Raw genomic sequence first — 21,429 nt, 5'->3', positions numbered from 1 at the left:
TAAGAAATGGGTTATACGGATTCAAAGAATTCCAATTCTTTGCTTTCTGCGCTTAGGGACACGATAGCTTTCTTCCAGATGGAAGTGTAACCAGAGTGTTTGCCATAACGTTTAGGCTTAGCAGGCATTCTCAATGTGTTTACATTTGTAACTTTTACTTTGAAGATTGCTTCGATAGCTTGTTTAATTTCTGTTTTGTTAGCGCGAAGATCCACTTCGAAAACATACTTTTTGTTAGCCATTAGGTCGCTTGTACGCTCAGTGATGATCGGGCGCTTGATAATGTCGCGTGGATTTTTCATTGTGCAAGCACCTCCTCAACTTTCTGTACAGCCTCTTGTGTTAAGATCAATTTGTCATAAAGCATGACATCAAGAACGTTAACTCCATCAGCAGCAACAAATTTCACACCTGGGATATTACGAGCAGACAAAGCAACATTGGAGTCGTTAGGAACGCCTACAACTAGTACTTTGGAATCTACTTTCAGGTTGTTCAGAATAGCTACGAATTCTTTCGTTTTCGGAGCATTCATTTGTAGTTGATCCAGAACGATCAAGTTGTTATCGATAAGTTTCGAGGACAAAGCGGATTTGATCGCTAAGCGACGAACTTTTCTTGGTAATTTGAAACCATAGCTACGAGGAGTTGGTCCGAATACGGTACCGCCGCCTTTCCACTGTGGAGCACGAATACTACCTTGACGAGCGCGGCCTGTTCCTTTTTGTTTCCAAGGTTTACGACCACCGCCGCGTACTTCTGAACGACCTTTTGTTTTGTGAGTCCCTTGACGCACAGCTGCTTGTTGCAAAAGAACAGCTTCGTGAATCGCATGAACGTGAGGTTCAATTCCGAAAACAACGTCAGACAGTTCAACTTCTCCTACCTGAGCACCTGTTACATTATATAAAGCTACTTTTGGCATCTGTCTTCCTCCTTTCTTACTTTTTCACAGCAGACTTCACGCTAACGTAGCTGTTTTTAGGACCCGGAATGGAACCTTTAACTAGCAATACATTACGTTCAGCATCTACTTTAATGATTTGAAGATTTTGAAGTGTTACTGTTTCGTTACCCATGTGTCCTGGCAATTTCTTACCTTTAGGAACACGGTTAGCTTGGATTGAACCCATCGAACCTGGTCCGCGGTGATAACGTGATCCGTGTGCCATTGGCCCAGTGGATTGGTTATGTCTTTTGATGTTACCTTGGAACCCTTTACCTTTGGAAGTACCCGTTACATCAACGAATTCGCCCTCTGTGAACAGATCTGCTTTCAGCTCTTGACCAACTTCATAGTCACCCAACTGAATGCCACGAATTTCTTTAACGTAGCGCTTAGGAGTTGCCCCTGCTTTTTTCGCATGGCCAAGCTCTGGTTTAATGATACGGCTAGCCTTTACATCATCAAAACCGATTTGGATCGACTCATAACCATCGTTATCCACATCTTTCTTTTGCAGTACCACACATGGTCCTGCTTGAATGACAGTTACCGGAACAACATTACCCTCCGGAGTAAACAACTGTGTCATCCCAAGTTTTTTCCCTAAGATACCTTTCATCGTTGACACCTCATTTCCTTCCATTGTTAACTCTATAGTTGTTTTACAGTTTGATCTCAATGTCAACGCCAGACGGTAAGTCTAGACGCATTAGAGCATCAACTGTTTGTGGTGTTGGATTCACAATATCGATTAGACGCTTATGCGTACGCATCTCGAATTGCTCACGCGAATCCTTGTACTTGTGCACCGCACGAAGAATCGTGATGATTTGCTTCTCTGTCGGAAGCGGAATCGGACCGGATACACCTGCACCGGAACGCTTGGCAGTTTCCACGATTTTCTCAGCAGATTGATCAATAATTCTGTGATCATAAGCCTTCAAACGGATACGAATTTTTTGCTTTGCCATTTAAAAGTCCCTCCTTCTATCGCCCAATTTATTATCGGACATACTCCGCGAAAATTCTCCAACAGCCATCCCCATGGCAAAGGGGCCTGGTGTGTCGGCAACCTTTCGCATCATCGCAACGTCACAGACCAACGTTTAATATTATATAAAATTCTAAAACGAAAAGCAAGTGAAATTTTAGGCAAATACACATAATTATTTGAACATGAATTTTGCTTCATTTTTAGCCACTCACGACTCGTTGTCTAACTCAGTTTCCTCATTATAATAGAAGCAACTTATTAAAACCACTGCATTCTGTTTCCAATCCGATCACGACGTCAATCGAAACATTATTCTACACATATCTTATATAGAAATAAAAAAACACCCACCGATAAATCGATGGATGTTCCGATCTCTCAAAGAGAGATTATTTTTGAATTGTAGCAACCGCGCCCGCACCAACTGTACGTCCGCCTTCACGAATCGCGAAGCGTGTTCCTTCTTCGATTGCGATTGGGTTGATAAGTTCAACTGTAACTGTGATGTTATCACCTGGCATTACCATCTCTGTTCCTTCTGGAAGGGAGATGATACCCGTTACGTCAGTTGTACGGAAGTAGAACTGTGGACGGTAACCAGTGAAGAAAGGCTTATGACGGCCACCCTCTTCTTTAGTTAGAACGTAGATTTGAGCTGTAAAGTTCGTGTGTGGTTTAACTGAACCCGGTTTCGCAAGAACTTGTCCACGCTCGATATCTTTACGATCAACACCACGAAGCAAAGCTCCGATGTTGTCACCAGCTTGAGCGGAATCAAGCAATTTACGGAACATCTCTACACCAGTTACGATGCATTTACGAGTTTCTTCAGCGATACCAACGATTTCAACTTCTTCTTGTACTTTAACAGTACCACGCTCAACACGACCAGTTGCAACTGTTCCACGACCAGTGATTGAGAATACATCCTCAACTGGCATAAGGAAAGGTTTGTCTGTTTGACGCTCAGGAGTTGGGATGTAAGTATCAACTTGCTCGAACAACTCGATGATTTTGTCAGCCCAAGGACCATCTGGGTTTTGAAGAGCTTCACGAGCTGCACCACGGATGATTGGAGTATCATCGCCTGGGAACTCATATTCGTTAAGAAGGTCGCGAACTTCCATCTCAACCAATTCAAGCAACTCTTCGTCTTCAACCATGTCACATTTGTTAAGGAATACCACGATGTATGGTACGCCTACTTGACGGGAAAGAAGAATGTGCTCACGCGTTTGTGGCATAGGGCCATCAGCTGCGGATACTACTAGGATAGCGCCGTCCATTTGAGCAGCACCTGTGATCATGTTTTTAACATAGTCAGCATGTCCTGGGCAATCTACGTGTGCGTAGTGACGGTTAGGAGTTTCGTACTCAACGTGAGCTGTGGAGATTGTGATACCGCGCTCGCGCTCTTCTGGTGCTTTATCGATTTGGTCGAATGCTACTGCAGCTCCACCGTATCTTTTGGACAATACTGTAGTGATAGCAGCTGTCAAAGTTGTTTTACCATGATCGACGTGACCAATAGTTCCGATGTTAACATGCGGTTTGTTACGTTCAAATTTAGCCTTTGCCATTTTAAACGATTCCTCCTTAGAGTGACTAATATTTTTATATTAAGCGCCTTTGCCTTTTGCAATAATTTCTTCTGCAATGGACTTAGGTACTTCTTCATAATGTGAAAGTTCCATGGAGTAAACACCACGGCCTTGTGTTCTTGAACGAAGTGTTGTGGAGTAACCAAACATTTCGGACAATGGCACTTTAGCACGGATGACTTGTGCTCCATGACGGCTATCCATACCTTCGATACGTCCACGACGGGAGTTAAGGTCACCCATAACATCGCCCATGTACTCTTCAGGTACAGTAACTTCTACCTTCATGATTGGCTCAAGAAGAACCGGTTTACATTTTTCTTTAGCTGCTTTAAGTGCCATGGATCCCGCGATTTTGAACGCCATTTCATTGGAGTCAACATCATGGTACGATCCATCAACAACTGTAGCTTTGATATCCACGAGAGGGAATCCTGCGATTACACCGTTCTTCATGGATTCTTCGATACCAGCTTGAATAGGTGCAATATACTCTCTAGGAATAGCTCCACCCACAACTTTGTTTTCGAAGACAAAACCTACGCCAGCTTCTTGCGGTTCGAACTCAACCCAACAATGTCCGTATTGACCACGACCACCGGATTGACGAACGAATTTACCTTCAACTTTAGCTGCTGCACGGAATGTTTCACGGTAAGCAACTTGCGGTTTACCAACATTGGTTTCTACTTTGAACTCACGAAGCATACGGTCAACGAGGATCTCAAGGTGAAGCTCACCCATACCTGCGATGATCGTTTGTCCAGTTTCTTCGTCTGTAGAAGCACGGAAAGTAGGATCTTCTTCTGCAAGTTTTTGCAATGCGATACCCATTTTATCTTGGTCGGCTTTCGTCTTCGGTTCAACAGCAAGCTGGATAACCGGTTCTGGGAAGACCATTTTCTCAAGAATAACTGGGTGTTTCTCATCACAAAGTGTATCACCAGTTGTTGTATCTTTCAATCCAACAGCCGCGGCGATATCACCAGCGTATACAATGCTGATCTCTTGACGTGCGTTCGCATGCATTTGAAGAATACGACCAACACGCTCACGTTTTCCTTTTGTCGCGTTAGAGACATAGGAACCGGAGTTCAAGGTACCAGAGTAAACACGGAAGAAAGTAAGACGACCAACGAAAGGATCTGTCATGATTTTAAATGCAAGCGCTGAGAAAGGTTGATCATCAGCAGACTTACGAACCACTTCAGTACCATCGTCAAGTACACCTTTAATGTCAGGTACATCAAGTGGTGAAGGAAGGTAGTTAATAACTGCATCCAACATCAATTGTACACCTTTGTTTCTGTAAGAAGACCCTACGATAACTGGGAAGATTTTCACTTCGCAGACACCTTTACGTAGAGCTGCTTTGATCTCATCAACAGTAAGTTCTTCACCCTCAAGATATTTCATTGTAAGCTCTTCATCAAGCTCAGCAACTTTCTCGATAAGTTCCAAACGTAGTTCTGCAACTTGATCAGCGAACTCAGCAGGAATCTCCACTTTCTCGATATCCTTACCAAGATCATCTTTGTACATATACGCAACTTGATCAACTAAATCGATGATTCCTTTGAAATCACTCTCAGCACCGATTGGAAGTTGAATAGCTACAGCATTTGCACCAAGTTTTTGACGCATGGATTCAACTACTTGCAGGAAGTCTGCACCGATGATATCCATTTTGTTTACGTAAGCAATCCGTGGAACGTTGTATTTGTCAGCTTGTCTCCAAACTGTTTCTGATTGAGGTTCAACGCCCTCTTTCGCACTAAATACACCAACCGCTCCATCTAACACACGAAGGGAACGCTCTACCTCAACGGTAAAGTCAACGTGCCCTGGGGTATCAATAATATTGATGCGGTGACCTTCCCATTGCGCAGTTGTAGCAGCGGAAGTAATCGTGATTCCGCGCTCTTGCTCCTGCTCCATCCAGTCCATCGTAGCTGCACCTTCGTGCACTTCTCCGATTTTGTGAACTTTACCAGTGTAGTACAAGATACGCTCTGTTGTTGTCGTTTTACCAGCATCGATATGAGCCATGATCCCGATATTACGTGTGTTTTTTAAGGAGAACTCTCTAGCCATAGGTCGTTATGTCTCCTTTCTATTAATTGTTTTAGAATTCTACCAACGGTAGTGAGCGAAAGCTTTGTTAGCTTCAGCCATTTTGTGTGTATCTTCACGTTTCTTAACGGAAGAACCAGTGCTATTGCTAGCATCGATAATTTCATAAGCCAATCTTTCTTCCATCGTCTTCTCACCGCGAAGACGGGAATAGTTAACCAACCAACGCAAACCTAATGTCGAACGACGATCAGGTCTAACTTCGATAGGCACTTGATAGTTTGCTCCACCAACACGGCGAGCTTTAACTTCTAGTACTGGCATAATGTTTTTGATAGCAGCTTCAAACACTTCCATCGGCTCTTTACCTGTACGATCTTTCACGAGGTTAAAAGCGTTGTATAGAATCGTTTGTGCTACCCCTCTTTTTCCATCAACCATGATGCGGTTGATAAGACGAGTAACTAGTTTGCTATTATAAATTGGATCTGGCAATACGTCTCTGCGAGTAACTGGACCTTTACGAGGCATAGTTATCCCCCTTTCTTATAAGAATCATTCCTGATTATTATCTCTTATTTTTTAACTTTCGGACGTTTCGTACCGTATTTGGAACGGGATTGCTTACGGTTGTTAACACCGGAAGTATCTAACGCGCCACGCACGATGTGATAACGTACCCCTGGAAGATCTTTAATTCTACCTCCACGGATCAATACAACACTGTGTTCTTGCAGGTTGTGACCGATACCTGGAATGTAAGCTGTCACCTCTACGCGGTTCGTTAAACGAACACGTGCATATTTACGAAGTGCGGAGTTAGGCTTCTTAGGAGTCATAGTACCTACACGCGTGCAGACACCACGTTTTTGAGGAGCGCTCAAATCCGTTGCTTCTCTTTTCAAAGCGTTAAAACCTTTTTGTAAAGCTGGTGATTTGGACTTATCCACCTTCGCTTGACGACCTTTACGTACTAGTTGGTTAATTGTTGGCATATCGCCACCTCCTCCCTACATTCATAACATGATGTGTTTCTTGCAAGCCCACAGATCCAGGCGAGTCATAAATGAGCAAAGAGAAAGTCTTTGCCATGGATAGCTGTTCAAGTCACTAGTACTTACCTAACTAGGTCCACCAACAAAAACGTCTTTAGCGTTTATTCATTTACAACAGCTGCTACCGCAGCTCCAACTTCAATTCCACATGCTTTACCTAGCATCTTCATAGAATCTACGTAGGTTACAGGTATACCTCTCTGCGTACAGAGGGCTACCAGATTTATCGTCAATCGCGGATCTGCATCTTTAGAAACAAAAACTTCAATCGCTTTACCTTGCTCGACTGTTTTTGTAACTTTCTTCGTGCCTACACATCTATTCTTGGCCTGTTTGACTATTTCATAAGACATTAGGCACCCCCTTAAAAGAAAGGAAAGAATATCGACTTAGGCACACTACGATATATTAGCATTTTGGACAGCGAGTGTCAAGAGTTATATCTTTATTTTCGTAGAATTCAATCGCCCTTTATTCCAGAAAAAAAGAGGCAGCACACCCCAACTCAAGTGGCTACCTCTAATTGCCTATATAAAGTTACTCAACAGCAACCGTTTCTTTTTCCAAATCTTCATCTTGAACGACAACCTCATTCGGATTGGTGATACGAATGTTACGGTATCTTGGCATACCTGTTCCCGCAGGAATCAGTTTACCGATGATAACATTCTCTTTCAATCCTAACAATTGGTCGACTTTCCCCTTAATCGCTGCATCTGTCAAGACACGAGTTGTTTCTTGGAAAGACGCTGCGGACAAGAAGGAGTCCGTTTCAAGGGAAGCTTTCGTGATACCAAGCAAGATAGGTCGGGCAACAGCAGGCTCGTTACCAGCGAACAAAGCAACTTTATTAGCTGCTTCATACTCATGGATATCAACAAATGAACCAGGTAGAAGCGTCGTATCTCCCGCGTCAACGATGCGGATTTTACGTAACATTTGACGAACCATAACTTCAATGTGCTTATCGTTAATTTCTACCCCTTGGTTACGATATACACGTTGTACTTCTTGAAGAATATAGTTCTGAACGCCGCGAATACCTTTGATGCGAAGCATTTCTTTCGGATCGATAGATCCGTCCGTCAACTCGTCACCAGCTTCAACTTGTTGATTCAACGAAACACGAACGCGAGATCCGTAAGGAACTGCATACACTTTGGATTCTGCTTCACCTTGAACTTCAATCTCACGACGATCCTTCGCCTCACGAATTTCTTTCACGACACCGTCGATTTCAGAAATGATCGCTTGACCTTTAGGATTACGTGCTTCAAAGAGCTCTTGAATACGCGGTAGACCTTGTGTAATATCGTCTCCGGCAACACCACCGGTATGGAACGTACGCATCGTCAACTGTGTTCCTGGCTCACCAATGGATTGCGCGGCAATAATACCAACTGCCTCACCAACCTCAACGAATTGACCAGTAGCCAAGTTACGGCCGTAACATTTCTTACAAACACCATGATTCGTACGGCAGCTAAGAACAGAACGGATTTGAAGTCTCTCAATACCTGCTTCAATAATCTTATCTGCAATACCTGCTTCGATAAGCTCATTGCGTTGAACGATAACTTCACCTGTTTGTGGATGACGAAGCGTTTCATATGCATAGCGGCCTTCAATACGATCGTAAAGATCCTCAATAACCTCTTTACCGTCTTGAATTTTGCTAACCATGAAGCCCTTGTCTGTTCCACAGTCATCTTCACGAACAATAACATCTTGCGCAACGTCAACGAGACGACGCGTCAAGTAACCGGAATCCGCTGTACGAAGTGCTGTATCGGCAAGACCTTTACGCGCTCCGTGCGTGGAAATAAAGTATTCCAAGATTGTCAGACCTTCACGGAAGTTCGATTTAATCGGCAACTCCATAATCTTACCGGATGGATTCGCCATCAAACCACGCATACCGCCAAGCTGTGTAATCTGTGATTTGTTACCCCGTGCTTTGGATTCAACCATCATGGAAATGGAGTTGTATTTATCAAGGGATTTCATCAAGATGTCTGTGATTTCATCCTTCGCTTTACTCCAGATCGCAATAACGCGGTCATAACGCTCTTCATCTGTAATCAAACCACGACGGTATTGATTCGTAACTACGCGTACTTTCTCTTCACATTCCTTAAGGATTGCTACTTTTTCCGTTGGAACAACAACGTCGGAGACAGCTACGGTAATACCCGCTTTGGTGGAATACGTGAATCCAAGTTCTTTAATTTTATCTAGAATCATTGATGTTTGCGTTGTGTGATACTTACGGAAACACTCGGCAATGATGGATCCAAGATATTCTTTACCTACCGCTTTGTTCTCATCGCGTTCCAACATGATCGCTCTCAAATCTGCACCTTTTTCAAAAACAAAGTGCGAATCTGGAATACCGTTCAGAAGGTTCGTCTTGGTCGGCTCATTAATGAATGGGAAATCAGCAGGATAGATTTCGTTCATAATGATTTTACCAATTGTCGTAATCAACATAGCGTCTTGTTGTTTATCTGTGAAGCTTGTTTTGTTCAACGCTTTAGCAGGAATCGCTACACGCGCGTGAAGTGCCATTTTGCCGGATTGGTAAGAAGAAACTGCTTCGTGTACCGTTCTAATGATAGAACCTGCACCCTTAGCAAATTTGTTGTCCGTTGTTAAGTAGAAGCTTCCCAGAACCATATCCTGTGAAGGCGTAACAACCGGTTTACCGTCTTTCGGATTCAAAATGTTACCTGATGCTAGCATGAGCAAACGAGCTTCAGCTTGTGCTTCTGAGGACAATGGTACGTGAACCGCCATTTGGTCACCGTCGAAGTCAGCGTTGTAAGCTGTACATACAAGCGGATGCAATTTAATCGCGCGGCCTTCTACCAGAATCGGTTCAAAAGCTTGAATACCAAGTCTATGCAACGTAGGGGCACGGTTTAGAAGAACCGGGTGCTCCTTAATAACTTCTTCTAGAACATCCCATACATCCGGACTTACGCGCTCAACTTTACGTTTCGCACTCTTGATGTTATGAGCCAACCCTTTATTCACAAGCTCTTTCATAACGAAAGGCTTGAATAGTTCAAGCGCCATTTCCTTCGGAAGACCACATTGGTACATCTTCAGGTTAGGTCCTACAACGATAACGGAACGACCCGAGTAGTCAACACGTTTACCGAGCAAGTTCTGACGGAAACGACCTTGTTTACCTTTCAGCATATGGCTGAGGGATTTCAAAGGACGGTTACCTGGACCTGTTACTGGACGGCCGCGACGACCATTATCGATCAATGCATCAACCGCTTCTTGCAGCATCCGTTTTTCATTTTGAACAATGATATCCGGTGCGCCTAGGTCGAGCAATCTCTTCAAACGGTTGTTACGGTTGATAACACGGCGATAGAGATCATTCAAATCGGATGTCGCAAAACGTCCACCATCAAGTTGTACCATCGGACGAAGTTCTGGTGGAATAACCGGAAGTACATCCAGTACCATCCAACCAGGCAAGTTCTTGGAGTTACGGAATGCTTCCATAACTTCTAGACGCTTGATCGCGCGGTTACGACGTTGACCTTGAGCTGTTTTGAGTTCTTCTTTGAGTGTTTCTACTTCGCGTTCGATATCAATATCGATAAGAAGCTTTTTGACAGCTTCCGCACCCATGCCTGCTTGGAAAGCATAGCCGTACTTTTCGCGATAGCTACGGTATTCTTTCTCAGACAATAGTTGCTTCTTCTCAAGCGGTGTATCACCTGGATCCGTTACTACGTAGGATGCGAAGTAGATGATTTCTTCCAAAGATCTTGGAGACATATCTAACGCAAGGCCCATACGGGAAGGAATCCCTTTGAAGTACCAAATGTGTGAAACAGGAGCAGCAAGTTCAATGTGCCCCATGCGTTCACGACGTACTTTTTGACGGGTTACTTCAACACCACAACGGTCACAAACGACGCCTTTATAGCGTACACGTTTGTATTTACCGCAATGACATTCCCAATCCTTCGTAGGTCCGAAGATCTTTTCACAGAAAAGACCTTCTTTCTCAGGTTTTAAGGTTCTGTAGTTAATCGTTTCCGGCTTCTTTACTTCCCCACGGGACCAAGAGCGAATTTTATCGGGTGATGCCAAGCCGATTTTCATAAACTCGAAGTTGTTAACGTCCATCAAGGAGCAACCCTCCTTTAAGAATTTAAACCCACTGTAACAGTGAATCGTTCTCGATCTATTGCGAAAATATTATTCATTGACCCCTAGCTCGGTGCCCTCGATGTTTAGGTTTAATTTATCGCTAGTGACTTCATCGTCATCGTCCGCTTCGCGCATTTCGATCTCTTCTTCGTCGCCAGATAGGATTTTGACATCCATACCTAAGCTTTGAAGCTCTTTGATCAAAACTTTAAAGGATTCCGGAACGCCTGGTTCTGGCACGTTCTCACCTTTAACGATGGATTCGTATGTTTTCACACGACCAACAACGTCATCTGACTTAACAGTAAGGATCTCTTGCAATGTATAAGCAGCTCCATAAGCCTCAAGCGCCCATACCTCCATCTCCCCGAAACGTTGTCCACCGAACTGCGCTTTACCACCCAGCGGCTGCTGAGTAACAAGGGAGTAAGGTCCTGTGGAACGGGCATGGATTTTATCGTCAACCATGTGTGCCAGTTTGATCATGTACATAACGCCTACGGTTACTTCGCGTTCGAAGGACTCGCCTGTACGACCATCGTACAGAATCGTTTTACCGCTACGTTGCATACCAGCTTCTTCCATCGCATCAAATACGTCATACTCACGCGCTCCATCGAATACCGGTGTAGCAGCATGAATACCAAGATACTTGGAGGCCATACCTAAGTGAACTTCTAATACTTGACCAATGTTCATCCGTGAAGGAACCCCTAGTGGGTTCAGAACGACTTCAACCGGCGTACCATCAGGAAGGAAAGGCATATCTTCTTCAGGGAGAATACGTGCTACTACCCCTTTGTTACCATGACGTCCCGCCATTTTGTCGCCTTCGGAAATTTTCCGTTTTTGAGCGATATAGACACGAACAAGTTGGTTCACACCAGGAGGCAGCTCATCGCCGTTCTCACGCGTAAATACTTTTACATCAACAACGATACCATCGGTACCATGCGGTACGCGTAGGGACGTGTCACGAACCTCACGAGCCTTCTCACCGAAGATCGCGTGTAGCAATCTTTCTTCCGCTGTCAGTTCCGTTACACCCTTCGGTGTTACTTTACCAACAAGGATATCGCCAGCACCGATTTCGGCACCAACACGGATGATTCCGCGCTCATCAAGGTTTTTAAGTGCGTCTTCCCCTACGTTCGGGATGTCGCGAGTAATTTCTTCTGGCCCAAGCTTCGTATCACGAGCTTCAGACTCGTATTCCTCGATATGAATGGATGTGTACACATCTTCTTTAACAAGCTTTTGGGACAGCAAGATCGCATCCTCATAGTTGTAACCTTCCCAAGTCATGAAAGCTACGACTACGTTACGTCCAAGTGCCAATTCGCCTTGTTCGGTTGATGGTCCATCAGCAAGAATATCGCCTGCTTTAATCAATTGACCTTTTTTAACAATCGGACGTTGATTAATACAAGTACCTTGGTTGGAACGCATAAATTTGTGAAGCTTATATTTAACGACGTTACCGCTGACTAGCTTGCCATCCACCATTTCTTGGCGGCGCAGCCAAATTTCATTCGCAGCAGCTTTCTCAATAATTCCATCGAATTTGGAGACAATACATACTCCTGAGTCCTTAGCAACCTTGTGCTCCATTCCTGTACCAACAAGCGGTGCTTTCGGAATAAGAAGTGGAACAGCTTGACGCTGCATGTTGGAACCCATTAACGCACGGTTGGAGTCATCGTTTTCAAGGAACGGAATCAACGCTGTCGCAACAGAGACAACTTGTTTCGGAGAAACGTCCATGTAATCGACACGTTCAACCGGAAGTGTTAAGTTATCATCTTTGTAACGAACGATAATCGCGTCTTCGACGAATTTGTTATCTTCCGTCAATTTCGCATTCGCTTGCGCGATAACGTAGTTATCTTCTTCATCCGCAGTCAGGTAAGCGATTTGGTCAGTTACCAAACCAGTCTTCGGATCTACCCAACGGTACGGCGCCTCAATGAAGCCATACTCATTAATACGGGCAAACGTGGACAAGGAGTTGATCAAACCAATATTCGGTCCCTCAGGCGTCTCAATAGGGCACATACGACCATAGTGAGAGTGATGCACGTCCCGAACTTCCATCCCTGCTCGCTCTCTCGTCAAACCGCCGGGTCCGAGTGCAGACAGACGTCTTTTGTGCGTCAATTCAGCAAGCGGATTCGTTTGGTCCATAAACTGAGAAAGCTGGGAGCTACCGAAGAACTCTTTGATCGACGCGATAACAGGACGAATGTTGATCAACGCTTGCGGCGTGATCACGTTAGCGTCTTGAATCGACATACGCTCACGAACAACACGTTCCATACGGGATAGACCGATACGGAATTGATTTTGAAGCAATTCACCTACAGAACGAAGTCTACGGTTACCAAGATGGTCAATATCATCCGTGTTTCCAATACCATGCAACAAGTTAATGAAGTAGTTAATGGACGAAATGATATCGGCAGGCGTGATGTTCTTGACAGCTTTATCAATAACACCATTCGAAATAACCTTAACAACCTTGCCTTCTTCAGTCGGCGAATAAACGTTAATGCACTGAACAGGGATTGTATCCGCGCCAGTTACACCTTTAGGAATTGTAAACTCTTTATATCCTGCGCCTTTTTCGATAAAAGGAAGGATTTCATCAAGCACACGACGATCCAACAATTGTCCAGCTTCAGCAATGATTTCTCCAGTTTCGGAATCCACCAATGTTTCAGCCAAACGTTGATTGAACAATCTGTTTTTGATGTGTAATTTTTTGTTGATTTTGTAGCGACCTACGTTCGCCAAATCGTAACGCTTCGGATCAAAGAAACGAGCAACGATCAAGCTTCTTGCATTATCAAGTGTAGGAGGCTCGCCCGGACGAAGACGCTCATAGATTTCAATCAACGCTTTTTCCGTAGAATCCGTGTTATCTTTATCGAGCGTGTTACGAATATATTCATTATCACCAAGCAAATCTAGTATCTCAGCATCCGTGCCAAATCCTAATGAACGAAGCAATACGGTAACTGGAATTTTACGCGTGCGGTCGATACGAACATAGATGATATCCTTCGCATCTGTCTCAAGCTCCAGCCATGCTCCACGGTTCGGAATGACTGTCGCCGTGTAAGTTTTTTTGCCGTTTTTATCCACTTTCGTGCTATAATAAACACTGGGCGAACGAACGAGCTGGGAGACGATTACACGCTCCGCACCGTTAATAATGAACGTTCCTGTATCGGTCATAATAGGGAAATCCCCCATGAACACTTCTTGTTCCTTGACCTCGCCAGTCTCCTTATTAATCAAACGGACTTTGACTCTTAACGGCGCCGCATATGTTACGTCGCGTTCTTTGGATTCATCAACCGAATACTTAGGATCGCCTAAGCTATAGTCAATAAACTCCAGTACTAGGTTCCCTGTAAAATCCTGAATCGGGGAGATATCCTGAAACATCTCACGAAGTCCCTCTTCCAAAAACCACTCATACGATTTTTGCTGGATTTCAATTAGGTTTGGAATGCCCAGCACCTCATTAATACGTGCATAAGTCCTGCGTTTACGTCGTCCAAATTGAACAAGATGTCCCGCCAACTTTCATTCACCCCTCAACTCTACTCAATAAATAAAAAGAAAGAAGAAAAACTTCGACCGACGTACACTCAGGACGCCTCCGTTAGTGGAGCCCGTCCGAATAAGCGACTGTATGGATGAAGGTTTTTCTCTGTATTCAACAAAGCTTCTGCAAGTATCTCTTCTCATCCTGTTAGAATTTCCCAAAATTCAAACATTATACGTTGCTGGTTCAAATTTTATTCATCTCAGCTGAAAAAAAGACTTGACATTTTTGTTAACTAAAGACATGTGTCCCATCTTAATACTGACATTTTTTTATAATATCACATTTGAAATGTCAAGTCAAACAAATTCCCACGAATATTCATCAAAGAGTTACTTTGTCGCCTTGAGAATACGATATCCTTTGTCTTTCGAAACTTCAACGACATCACTATACATAGTTTCTAACTTTTTGACCGCGGATGGTGCGCCTTGCTTCTTCTGGATAACAACCCAAAGGGAACCTCCATCGACAAGGCAATCATAAGCGTCCACGAAGATTCGATGAACAGTTTCTTTCCCTGCTCGAATAGGAGGATTCGTTAAGACAACGTCAAATCTCTTATTTTTTACTTGTTCCAACAGATCACTCTGCAAAATAGTTACATTGGTAATACCGTTGCGTTTGGCATTTTCAATCGAAAGCTCAATGGCTCTCTCATTAATGTCTACCATCGTCACATGTCCCTTAGGGCATATAACTGCAGCACTTAACCCCATCGGCCCGTAACCGCAGCCTACATCAAGAACACTCGCATTGTCCGGCAAATCCATCGTCTCAATTAAATGCTTACTCCCATAATCGACACCTTTTTTAGAAAACACACCAGCGTCCGTAAGAAAAGTAAACGTCTTACCTCGCAAAACTTCTTGCGTTGTATGAACATCGCTCTTCACGGAAGGCTTTTGTGTGTAATAGTGTTCTGACACGCCCCAATTCCCTCCTCTTTCTACCTATAGGAAAATCAAATAACTGCGAGCGTTCCTAAGGCTTTCCTAAGGGTAAAAACTTAGGCACAATAAACAGCTTCTTCGTCCATTCTGGACAAATGCGTTTATCTAGACCTTTGCCGACTTATTTTGTAAAAACACATCAATTCTTAATGTTGAAAAAAACCTCTTGAAGTCAAGCTTCAAGAGGTTTCTTAAGAAAAAGAATTACTTAACTTCTACGGAAGCGCCAGCTTCAGTAAGCTTAGCTTTAACAGCGTCTGCTTCTTCTTGGCTAACTTTTTCTTTAACTGCTTTTGGAGCTCCATCAACCAAGTCTTTAGCTTCTTTCAAGCCAAGACCAGTGATTTCACGAACTACTTTAATTACGTTGATTTTGGAAGCGCCAGCGCCTGTCAAGATAACGTCAAACTCAGTTTGAGCTTCTTCAACTGCTACTGCTGCGCCGCCGCCAGCTGCTACAGGAGCTGCTGCTGTTACGCCAAACTCTTCTTCAATTGCTTTAACCAGGTCGTTCAATTCCAAGATTGTCATGCCTTTGATTGCTTCTAGGATCGTTGCATTTGTGCTCATGGTTAAACCTCCATTATCATTAATAAATTAGTTTTTGTTATTGTAAAACGTTTCGTACGTTGAAACTAAGCTTGACCTTCAGCTTCTTTTTTCTCTGCAACTGCTTTAACAGCAAGTGCAAAGTTACGAACTGGAGCTTGAAGAACGCTAAGCAACATGGAGAGAAGACCATCTCTGGATGGAAGTTCTGCAAGAGCTTTGATTTCTGCGGATCCAACTACGCGGCCTTCGACCACACCAGCTTTCACGCTTAATTTATCGTTCTTTTTCGCAAATTCAGTCAAGATTTTAGCTGGAGAGATTACATCGTCTTTGCTGAAAGCAATAGCTGTTGGTCCTGTTAGGAACTCATCCAACTCAGTCAGTTCAGCGTTAGCCGTTGCGCGTCTCGCCAAGGAGTTCTTAAGAACTGAAAATTCGATACCAGCTTCACGTAAGCTTTTGCGCAGCTGAGTTACTTGAGCTACGTTCAAACCACGGTAATCTGCCACGACTGTACAAGAACTAGCTTTGAACTTTTCAGTTACTTCAGCTACTGCTTGTTCTTTCTCTGCAAGAATTTTCGCGTTTGCCATAGTACACCTCACTTCTTATGCATTTATCTTTCAAGATCGCAAACAGTAGGAGCATTAGCATTTCTTATCTATGAATAAGAAATGCCTTCGTAGACGCTACGAAGGCATGATGTGTTCACTTTTTCCCTGATGTACAAAGAAATCGTTATATATATCATAACACCTCGGTAGGAAATTAAGCTCTTCAGCACCTACTGTCTACGGTTTGCATATTCATTTTTAGGACCTTTGATAGAGTATCACGCCCAGTAACCGAAGTCAACTGGTAGCTTTTACTTATCTGAAGGATGACAGGTTCACACGTACGCTTGGACCCATTGTGGAAGATACAGCAATGTTCTTAAGGTATACACCTTTAGCCGCTGCTGGTTTCGCACGAACAAGTGCATCAACCAATGCTTTGAAGTTTTCGTTCAACTTGTCTGCATCGAAAGATACTTTACCAAGTGGAGCATGGATTTGGCCTGCTTTGTCAAGACGGTATTCGATTTTACCAGCTTTGATCTCTTGAACAGCTTTGGTAACGTCGAAAGTAACTGTTCCTGCTTTAGGGTTCGGCATAAGACCTTTACCCCCGAGGATACGACCCAGTTTACCAACTTCGCTCATCATGTCAGGAGTAGCTACGCAAACATCGAATTCGAACCAACCTTGTTGAATTTTGTTGATCATATCTGCATCACCAACAAAATCTGCACCAGCTGCTTCAGCCTCTTTTGCTTTCTCGCCTTTTGCAAATACGAGAACGCGTTTTGTTTTACCAGTACCGTGTGGAAGTACAACGACACCACGAACAGCCTGATCTTGTTTTCTTGGGTCTACACCCAGACGAACTGCAACATCTACAGTTTCATCGAATTTAGCAGGAGCTGTTTTCTTAACAAGCTCGATTGCTTCTGACGGATCGTACAAGTTTTCAGCGTTTACAAGCTGAGCAACTTCGCGGTATTTCTTACCGTGTTTAGGCATAATATTTATCCTCCTTAGTGGTATTAGCGGATAATCCTCCCACCGAGCGACTTCCATGTTTTCGTAGAAAACATATCCGTAAGCTTCGAGCTTACACAGTCGCATTCCTTGCGGAATTAATCTTCGATGACGATTCCCATGCTGCGAGCAGTACCTTCAACCATACGCATAGCAGCCTCAACGGATGCAGCATTTAGGTCAGGCATTTTTTGTTCAGCGATTTCGCGAACTTTAGCGCGTTTCACAGTTGCAACTTTCTTTTTGTTCGGTTCACCGGATCCTTTTTCGATACCAGCAACGACGCGAAGAAGAACTGCAGCCGGAGGCGTTTTAGTGATGAATGTAAAGGAACGGTCTTCGAAAACTGTGATTTCAACTGGAATGATTAGACCAACTTGATCAGCAGTACGAGCGTTAAACTCTTTACAGAAAGCCATGATGTTCACACCTGCTTGACCCAATGCTGGACCGATCGGTGGTGCTGGATTTGCTTTCGCAGCTTGAACTTGAAGCTTCACGATTTTAATAACCTTTTTTGCCATGATAGACACCTCCTTGCAGTAATATAGCTGCCCTTTGACGAATCAAAGTCTCGCTATTCAGGAATCTAATGCGATCCCACTAACGTAGGTCTATCCCAAGGAATAGACCTGGTAGAAACTTTTGGTTGTCATGTTTCCTAGAGCTTTTCTACTTGGTCGAAATCGAGCTCAAGCGGTGTTTCTCTACCAAACATGTTGACATGTACCTTCAGTTTGCCCTTATCAGCAATGATTTCTTCAACAGAGCCGACAAAGTTTGCAAATGGACCTACTTTAACGCGTACAGTTTCTTTGAGTTCGAAGTCAATTACTTCCTTCGGCTCTTCCATACCCATATGCTTAAGAATGGATTCCACTTCTTCCGGTAACAATGCAGTTGGTTTAGAGCCGGATCCTGTAGAACCTACGAATCCAGTTACTCCTGGCGTATTACGTACTACGTACCATGAGTCGTCTGTTTGAATCATTTCCACGAGAACATATCCCGGGTAAACTTTACGCATGACAACTTTTTTCTTGCCATCCTTGTTTACCAGTTCTTCTTCCATAGGCACAAGCACACGGAAGATCTTGTCCGTCATTTCCATAGACTCAACGCGCTTCTCTAAGTTGGCTTTCACTTTGTTCTCATACCCTGAATAGGTATGTACGACGTACCATCTTTTTTCCATGAATAAATTCACCTATAGTCCTGTTTATTTAAAAACAAGGCGCAGCAACTCAGAAATTCCTAGATCCAGCACAAAAAAATAAATAGCAACAAAAGCTACTGTACCTATGACGACAAGCGTATAGGTAGTCATCTCTTTGCGACTTGGCCACTTGACCTTTTTGAGTTCTGTCCAACTGTCGGTGAAGAAGGAAAAAGTGGATCCGAAGCTTTGTCTCATTCTAGCCAAGAACGCCACAAACTACACCTCCAAAGAACTACCTAGTCTCGCGATGAGCAGTATGTTCATTGCAAAATTTGCAATATTTCTTCAACTCAATACGGTCGGGATTGTTGCGCTTATTTTTAGTGGATGCATAGTTTCTTTGTTTGCAATTTGTGCACGCTAATGTGATGATGACCCGCATGATGTACACCTCCTACAGACACTTTCTAATTAAAGCCCTTCTAAGCGCATCAAAAAGAAAGCGACTTTTAGGGCTACCTGAAACACTTTATCACAACTGTCCCCCGAGTGTCAAGGTAGAAGTCTCACAAAAGCAAGAGTATCACCAGTATAGGTTCTCCCGAGAGTTACTAAACATGCGGAGAAAGAAAAACACCCGTACAGCTAGGGCAGCACGGGCATTTCTATAAATCTCTAACTTCTAAATACCGCTCAAGTTTGCGCTTGACACGTTGGAGAGCATTGTCAATTGACTTCACATGGCGATCAAGATCTACCGCGATTTCTTGGTAGGATCTGCCATCGAGATAGAGCATGAGAACTCTACGCTCCAGGTCGCTTAAAATTTCTCCCATTTTATCTTCAAGTCCCGTAAACTCTTCTTGATTAATCACAAGCTCCTCAGGGTCTGTCACCCTGGAACCGCTGATGACGTCAAGCAACGTACGGTCAGAATCTTCATCATAGATGGGCTTGTCCAGTGACACGTAGGAATTCAGAGGAATATGCTTTTGACGCGTTGCTGTCTTAATCGCCGTGATGATCTGTCGTGTAATACACAGTTCAGCAAAGGCTTTGAATGAAGCAAGCTTGTCTCCTCGGAAATCACGGATAGATTTATATAAACCTATCATTCCTTCCTGCACAATATCTTCTCGGTCTGCACCTATCAAAAAGTATGAACGCGCTTTAGCACGCACAAAATTCTTATACTTGTTGATAAGATATTCCAACGCTTCGCTACTGCCTTCACGGACTGCTTCGACAATGTCTTCATCTGGCTTGAGGTCATAATCATACATTCTCAGTTCTTTGAGGTCGACACTCACCAACAATCCCTCCGGCCTGCAAGACTACCCAGATTTCACTATAAAAGTTAGGTTAAGTATACATGATGAAATCTCACACCGTCAACGGGGAACCCCACCATTTCTAGCATTTGGAGGATTTATTCCCCGCGTCGCCATCGCTCAAACTTCGCTTTTAGCTCATCACTCAGCTTACCATCGAAAGGATTTCGTTTGGTTGTCGTCTCCGGAACAATGCGTTCGCGAACCTCTTTGCGGTTTTGCCTGATTTTTACAAGTAATTCAGCCGCTGGCATCCGCAAAGCTCCTTTACCAAAAATAACGTGCTGCTCAATCATATCTGACGTCGCCACGTAAATTTCTTTGCGCCTGCCCATCAAGCTCGTTACCAGCCGCTCGATTCGCTCATCGGCGGTTTCCTTCTCCTTGGTGTAGAGAACAGCTAACTTATTCTGCACATACTTCTTGCCCAGTCCTGGCACCATGTAGGCATCAAAAACGAGATATACTTTCATCCCTGAGAATGACTGAAACTCAGCAAGCATGTGAATCAGGCCGTCACGAGCTCCTTCAAGGTCTGAATCCTTTAATTTACTTAAATCAGGCCAAGCGCCGATGATATTGTAGCCATCTACGATCAGGATCTGTTCCATTCATTAACTCTTATTGCGCTGTCTGACCACTTCATACATCAATACCCCCGCGGCAACGGAAGCATTCAAAGAGTTCACATGTCCGGCCATAGGCAGCTTAACTAAGAAGTCGCATCTTTCTTTAATGAGACGGCCAACCCCTTTGCCCTCGTTCCCAATAACTAGTGCAATAGGGATGGTAAAGTTGGCTTTGTAAACATCCTGAGCCGCAGATACATCGGTTCCTGCAACCCAAACGCCTTGCTCTTTCAATTGTTCAATCGTTTGTGCGATGTTCGTTACGCGCGCGACTGGGACATACTCAACAGCTCCTGCGGATGTCTTGGAAACTGTTGCTGTTAGCCCGACGGAACGTCGTTTCGGTATAATCACACCATGAACACCTGTGCAATCTGCGGTACGCAGGATAGAACCTAAGTTATGTGGATCTTCAATTTCATCCAGGATCAAAATGAACGGCTCTTGACCTAATTCTTTGGCCTTGGCTAAAATGTCCTCTACTTCCACATATTCATAGGCAGCAACTTGTGCCACGACACCTTGATGTTGAAGGCCTTCAGCCATTTGATCCAGCTTACGCTTGTCCGTAAATTGGACGATAATCCCTAAATTTTTGGCTTCCGCTACAATGGGTCCTGCGAACTGCTTCTGCGCACTTTCCGCGATCCATATTTTATTTATCGTCCGTCCTGCGCGAAGCGCCTCCAACACGGAGTGCTTCCCGCCAATAATGTCTTCATCCATCCTAATTCCTCCTAATTGCTCTTCCGAATATCTCTGAT

The 21,429-nt window shown here is 43.9% G+C and carries 22 protein-coding genes and 1 other annotated feature; all 22 genes read right to left on the bottom strand.

Going from position 1 to position 21,429, the window contains the following annotated elements:
• Positions 1 to 11: 11 nt before the first annotated feature.
• The 22 genes from rplW to rlmB all read right to left on the bottom strand — a co-directional run bounded on the left by rplW (position 12) and on the right by rlmB (position 21,391).
• Positions 12 to 302, bottom strand: coding sequence for a 50S ribosomal protein L23 (gene rplW / locus A8709_RS31605; protein ID WP_028557493.1), 291 nt, complete (start codon positions 300 to 302; stop codon positions 12 to 14).
• Entirely contained in the window at positions 299 to 925 is a 627-nt protein-coding gene (gene rplD, locus A8709_RS31600; protein WP_065858858.1) for a 50S ribosomal protein L4, read from the bottom strand. Before rplD ends, rplW begins: the two co-directional genes overlap by 4 nt.
• Positions 926 to 941: 16 nt before the next feature.
• Complete coding sequence (rplC, locus tag A8709_RS31595) at positions 942 to 1,565, bottom strand: 50S ribosomal protein L3 (RefSeq protein WP_029196463.1); 624 nt, start codon at positions 1,563 to 1,565, stop codon at positions 942 to 944.
• 43 nt (positions 1,566 to 1,608) lie between these two features.
• Complete coding sequence (gene rpsJ, locus A8709_RS31590) at positions 1,609 to 1,917, bottom strand: 30S ribosomal protein S10 (protein WP_028557496.1); 309 nt, start codon at positions 1,915 to 1,917, stop codon at positions 1,609 to 1,611.
• Between the two features lie 412 nt (positions 1,918 to 2,329).
• Positions 2,330 to 3,520 carry an elongation factor Tu gene (gene tuf / locus A8709_RS31585; protein ID WP_028557497.1) on the bottom strand — a complete coding sequence of 397 codons (1,191 nt, stop codon included), beginning with the start codon at positions 3,518 to 3,520 and terminating at the stop codon, positions 2,330 to 2,332.
• Between the two features lie 39 nt (positions 3,521 to 3,559).
• Positions 3,560 to 5,635 (bottom strand): elongation factor G, encoded by a 2,076-nt coding sequence (fusA, locus tag A8709_RS31580; protein WP_065858854.1) that lies wholly within the window; start codon positions 5,633 to 5,635, stop codon positions 3,560 to 3,562.
• Between the two features lie 39 nt (positions 5,636 to 5,674).
• Positions 5,675 to 6,145 (bottom strand): 30S ribosomal protein S7, encoded by a 471-nt coding sequence (gene rpsG / locus A8709_RS31575; protein WP_028557499.1) that lies wholly within the window; start codon positions 6,143 to 6,145, stop codon positions 5,675 to 5,677.
• A gap of 44 nt (positions 6,146 to 6,189) precedes the next feature.
• Entirely contained in the window at positions 6,190 to 6,609 is a 420-nt protein-coding gene (gene rpsL, locus A8709_RS31570; RefSeq protein WP_028557500.1) for a 30S ribosomal protein S12, read from the bottom strand.
• A gap of 161 nt (positions 6,610 to 6,770) precedes the next feature.
• Positions 6,771 to 7,022: a ribosomal L7Ae/L30e/S12e/Gadd45 family protein gene (locus A8709_RS31565; protein WP_065858852.1), complete on the bottom strand. Its 252-nt coding sequence runs from the start codon at positions 7,020 to 7,022 to the stop codon at positions 6,771 to 6,773.
• 184 nt (positions 7,023 to 7,206) lie between these two features.
• Complete coding sequence (gene rpoC, locus A8709_RS31560) at positions 7,207 to 10,827, bottom strand: DNA-directed RNA polymerase subunit beta' (protein WP_065858850.1); 3,621 nt, start codon at positions 10,825 to 10,827, stop codon at positions 7,207 to 7,209.
• Positions 10,828 to 10,896: 69 nt separating this feature from the next.
• Positions 10,897 to 14,436, bottom strand: coding sequence for a DNA-directed RNA polymerase subunit beta (gene rpoB, locus A8709_RS31555; RefSeq protein ID WP_065858848.1), 3,540 nt, complete (start codon positions 14,434 to 14,436; stop codon positions 10,897 to 10,899).
• A 357-nt stretch (positions 14,437 to 14,793) separates the two neighbouring features.
• On the bottom strand, positions 14,794 to 15,390 hold the full coding sequence (locus tag A8709_RS31550) for a class I SAM-dependent methyltransferase (protein ID WP_065858845.1): 597 nt from the start codon (positions 15,388 to 15,390) through the stop codon (positions 14,794 to 14,796).
• A gap of 228 nt (positions 15,391 to 15,618) precedes the next feature.
• Positions 15,619 to 15,984, bottom strand: a complete 366-nt coding sequence (gene rplL, locus A8709_RS31545) for a 50S ribosomal protein L7/L12 (RefSeq protein WP_065858843.1) — start codon at positions 15,982 to 15,984, stop codon at positions 15,619 to 15,621.
• A gap of 65 nt (positions 15,985 to 16,049) precedes the next feature.
• Positions 16,050 to 16,559, bottom strand: a complete 510-nt coding sequence (gene rplJ / locus A8709_RS31540) for a 50S ribosomal protein L10 (RefSeq protein ID WP_065858841.1) — start codon at positions 16,557 to 16,559, stop codon at positions 16,050 to 16,052.
• Positions 16,560 to 16,627: 68 nt separating this feature from the next.
• Positions 16,628 to 16,781 (bottom strand) — a sequence feature (ribosomal protein L10 leader region).
• A gap of 54 nt (positions 16,782 to 16,835) precedes the next feature.
• Positions 16,836 to 17,528 carry a 50S ribosomal protein L1 gene (rplA, locus tag A8709_RS31535; protein ID WP_065858839.1) on the bottom strand — a complete coding sequence of 231 codons (693 nt, stop codon included), beginning with the start codon at positions 17,526 to 17,528 and terminating at the stop codon, positions 16,836 to 16,838.
• 116 nt (positions 17,529 to 17,644) lie between these two features.
• On the bottom strand, positions 17,645 to 18,070 hold the full coding sequence (gene rplK / locus A8709_RS31530) for a 50S ribosomal protein L11 (RefSeq protein ID WP_028557508.1): 426 nt from the start codon (positions 18,068 to 18,070) through the stop codon (positions 17,645 to 17,647).
• Between the two features lie 137 nt (positions 18,071 to 18,207).
• A complete protein-coding gene (nusG, locus tag A8709_RS31525; RefSeq protein ID WP_028557509.1) occupies positions 18,208 to 18,741 on the bottom strand; it encodes a transcription termination/antitermination protein NusG in 534 nt (177 codons plus the stop codon).
• 24 nt (positions 18,742 to 18,765) lie between these two features.
• Complete coding sequence (gene secE / locus A8709_RS31520) at positions 18,766 to 18,978, bottom strand: preprotein translocase subunit SecE (RefSeq protein WP_028557510.1); 213 nt, start codon at positions 18,976 to 18,978, stop codon at positions 18,766 to 18,768.
• A gap of 19 nt (positions 18,979 to 18,997) precedes the next feature.
• The gene (gene rpmG, locus A8709_RS33905) at positions 18,998 to 19,147 is read right to left on the bottom strand and encodes a 50S ribosomal protein L33 (RefSeq protein ID WP_079418041.1); all 150 of its coding nucleotides are present in this window, start codon (positions 19,145 to 19,147) and stop codon (positions 18,998 to 19,000) included.
• Positions 19,148 to 19,370: 223 nt separating this feature from the next.
• Positions 19,371 to 20,015, bottom strand: coding sequence for an RNA polymerase sporulation sigma factor SigH (sigH, locus tag A8709_RS31515; protein WP_028557511.1), 645 nt, complete (start codon positions 20,013 to 20,015; stop codon positions 19,371 to 19,373).
• 119 nt (positions 20,016 to 20,134) lie between these two features.
• On the bottom strand, positions 20,135 to 20,647 hold the full coding sequence (locus A8709_RS31510; protein ID WP_065858837.1) for an NYN domain-containing protein: 513 nt from the start codon (positions 20,645 to 20,647) through the stop codon (positions 20,135 to 20,137).
• Positions 20,648 to 20,650: 3 nt separating this feature from the next.
• Complete coding sequence (gene rlmB / locus A8709_RS31505) at positions 20,651 to 21,391, bottom strand: 23S rRNA (guanosine(2251)-2'-O)-methyltransferase RlmB (protein WP_065858835.1); 741 nt, start codon at positions 21,389 to 21,391, stop codon at positions 20,651 to 20,653.
• Positions 21,392 to 21,429 lie beyond the last annotated feature (38 nt).

This window comes from Paenibacillus pectinilyticus (assembly GCF_001700435.1).
Taxonomy (GTDB): domain Bacteria; phylum Bacillota; class Bacilli; order Paenibacillales; family NBRC-103111; genus Paenibacillus_E; species Paenibacillus_E pectinilyticus.
Note: the sequence above shows the minus strand (reverse complement) of the source record. Positions and strands in the feature narration are given on the sequence as shown.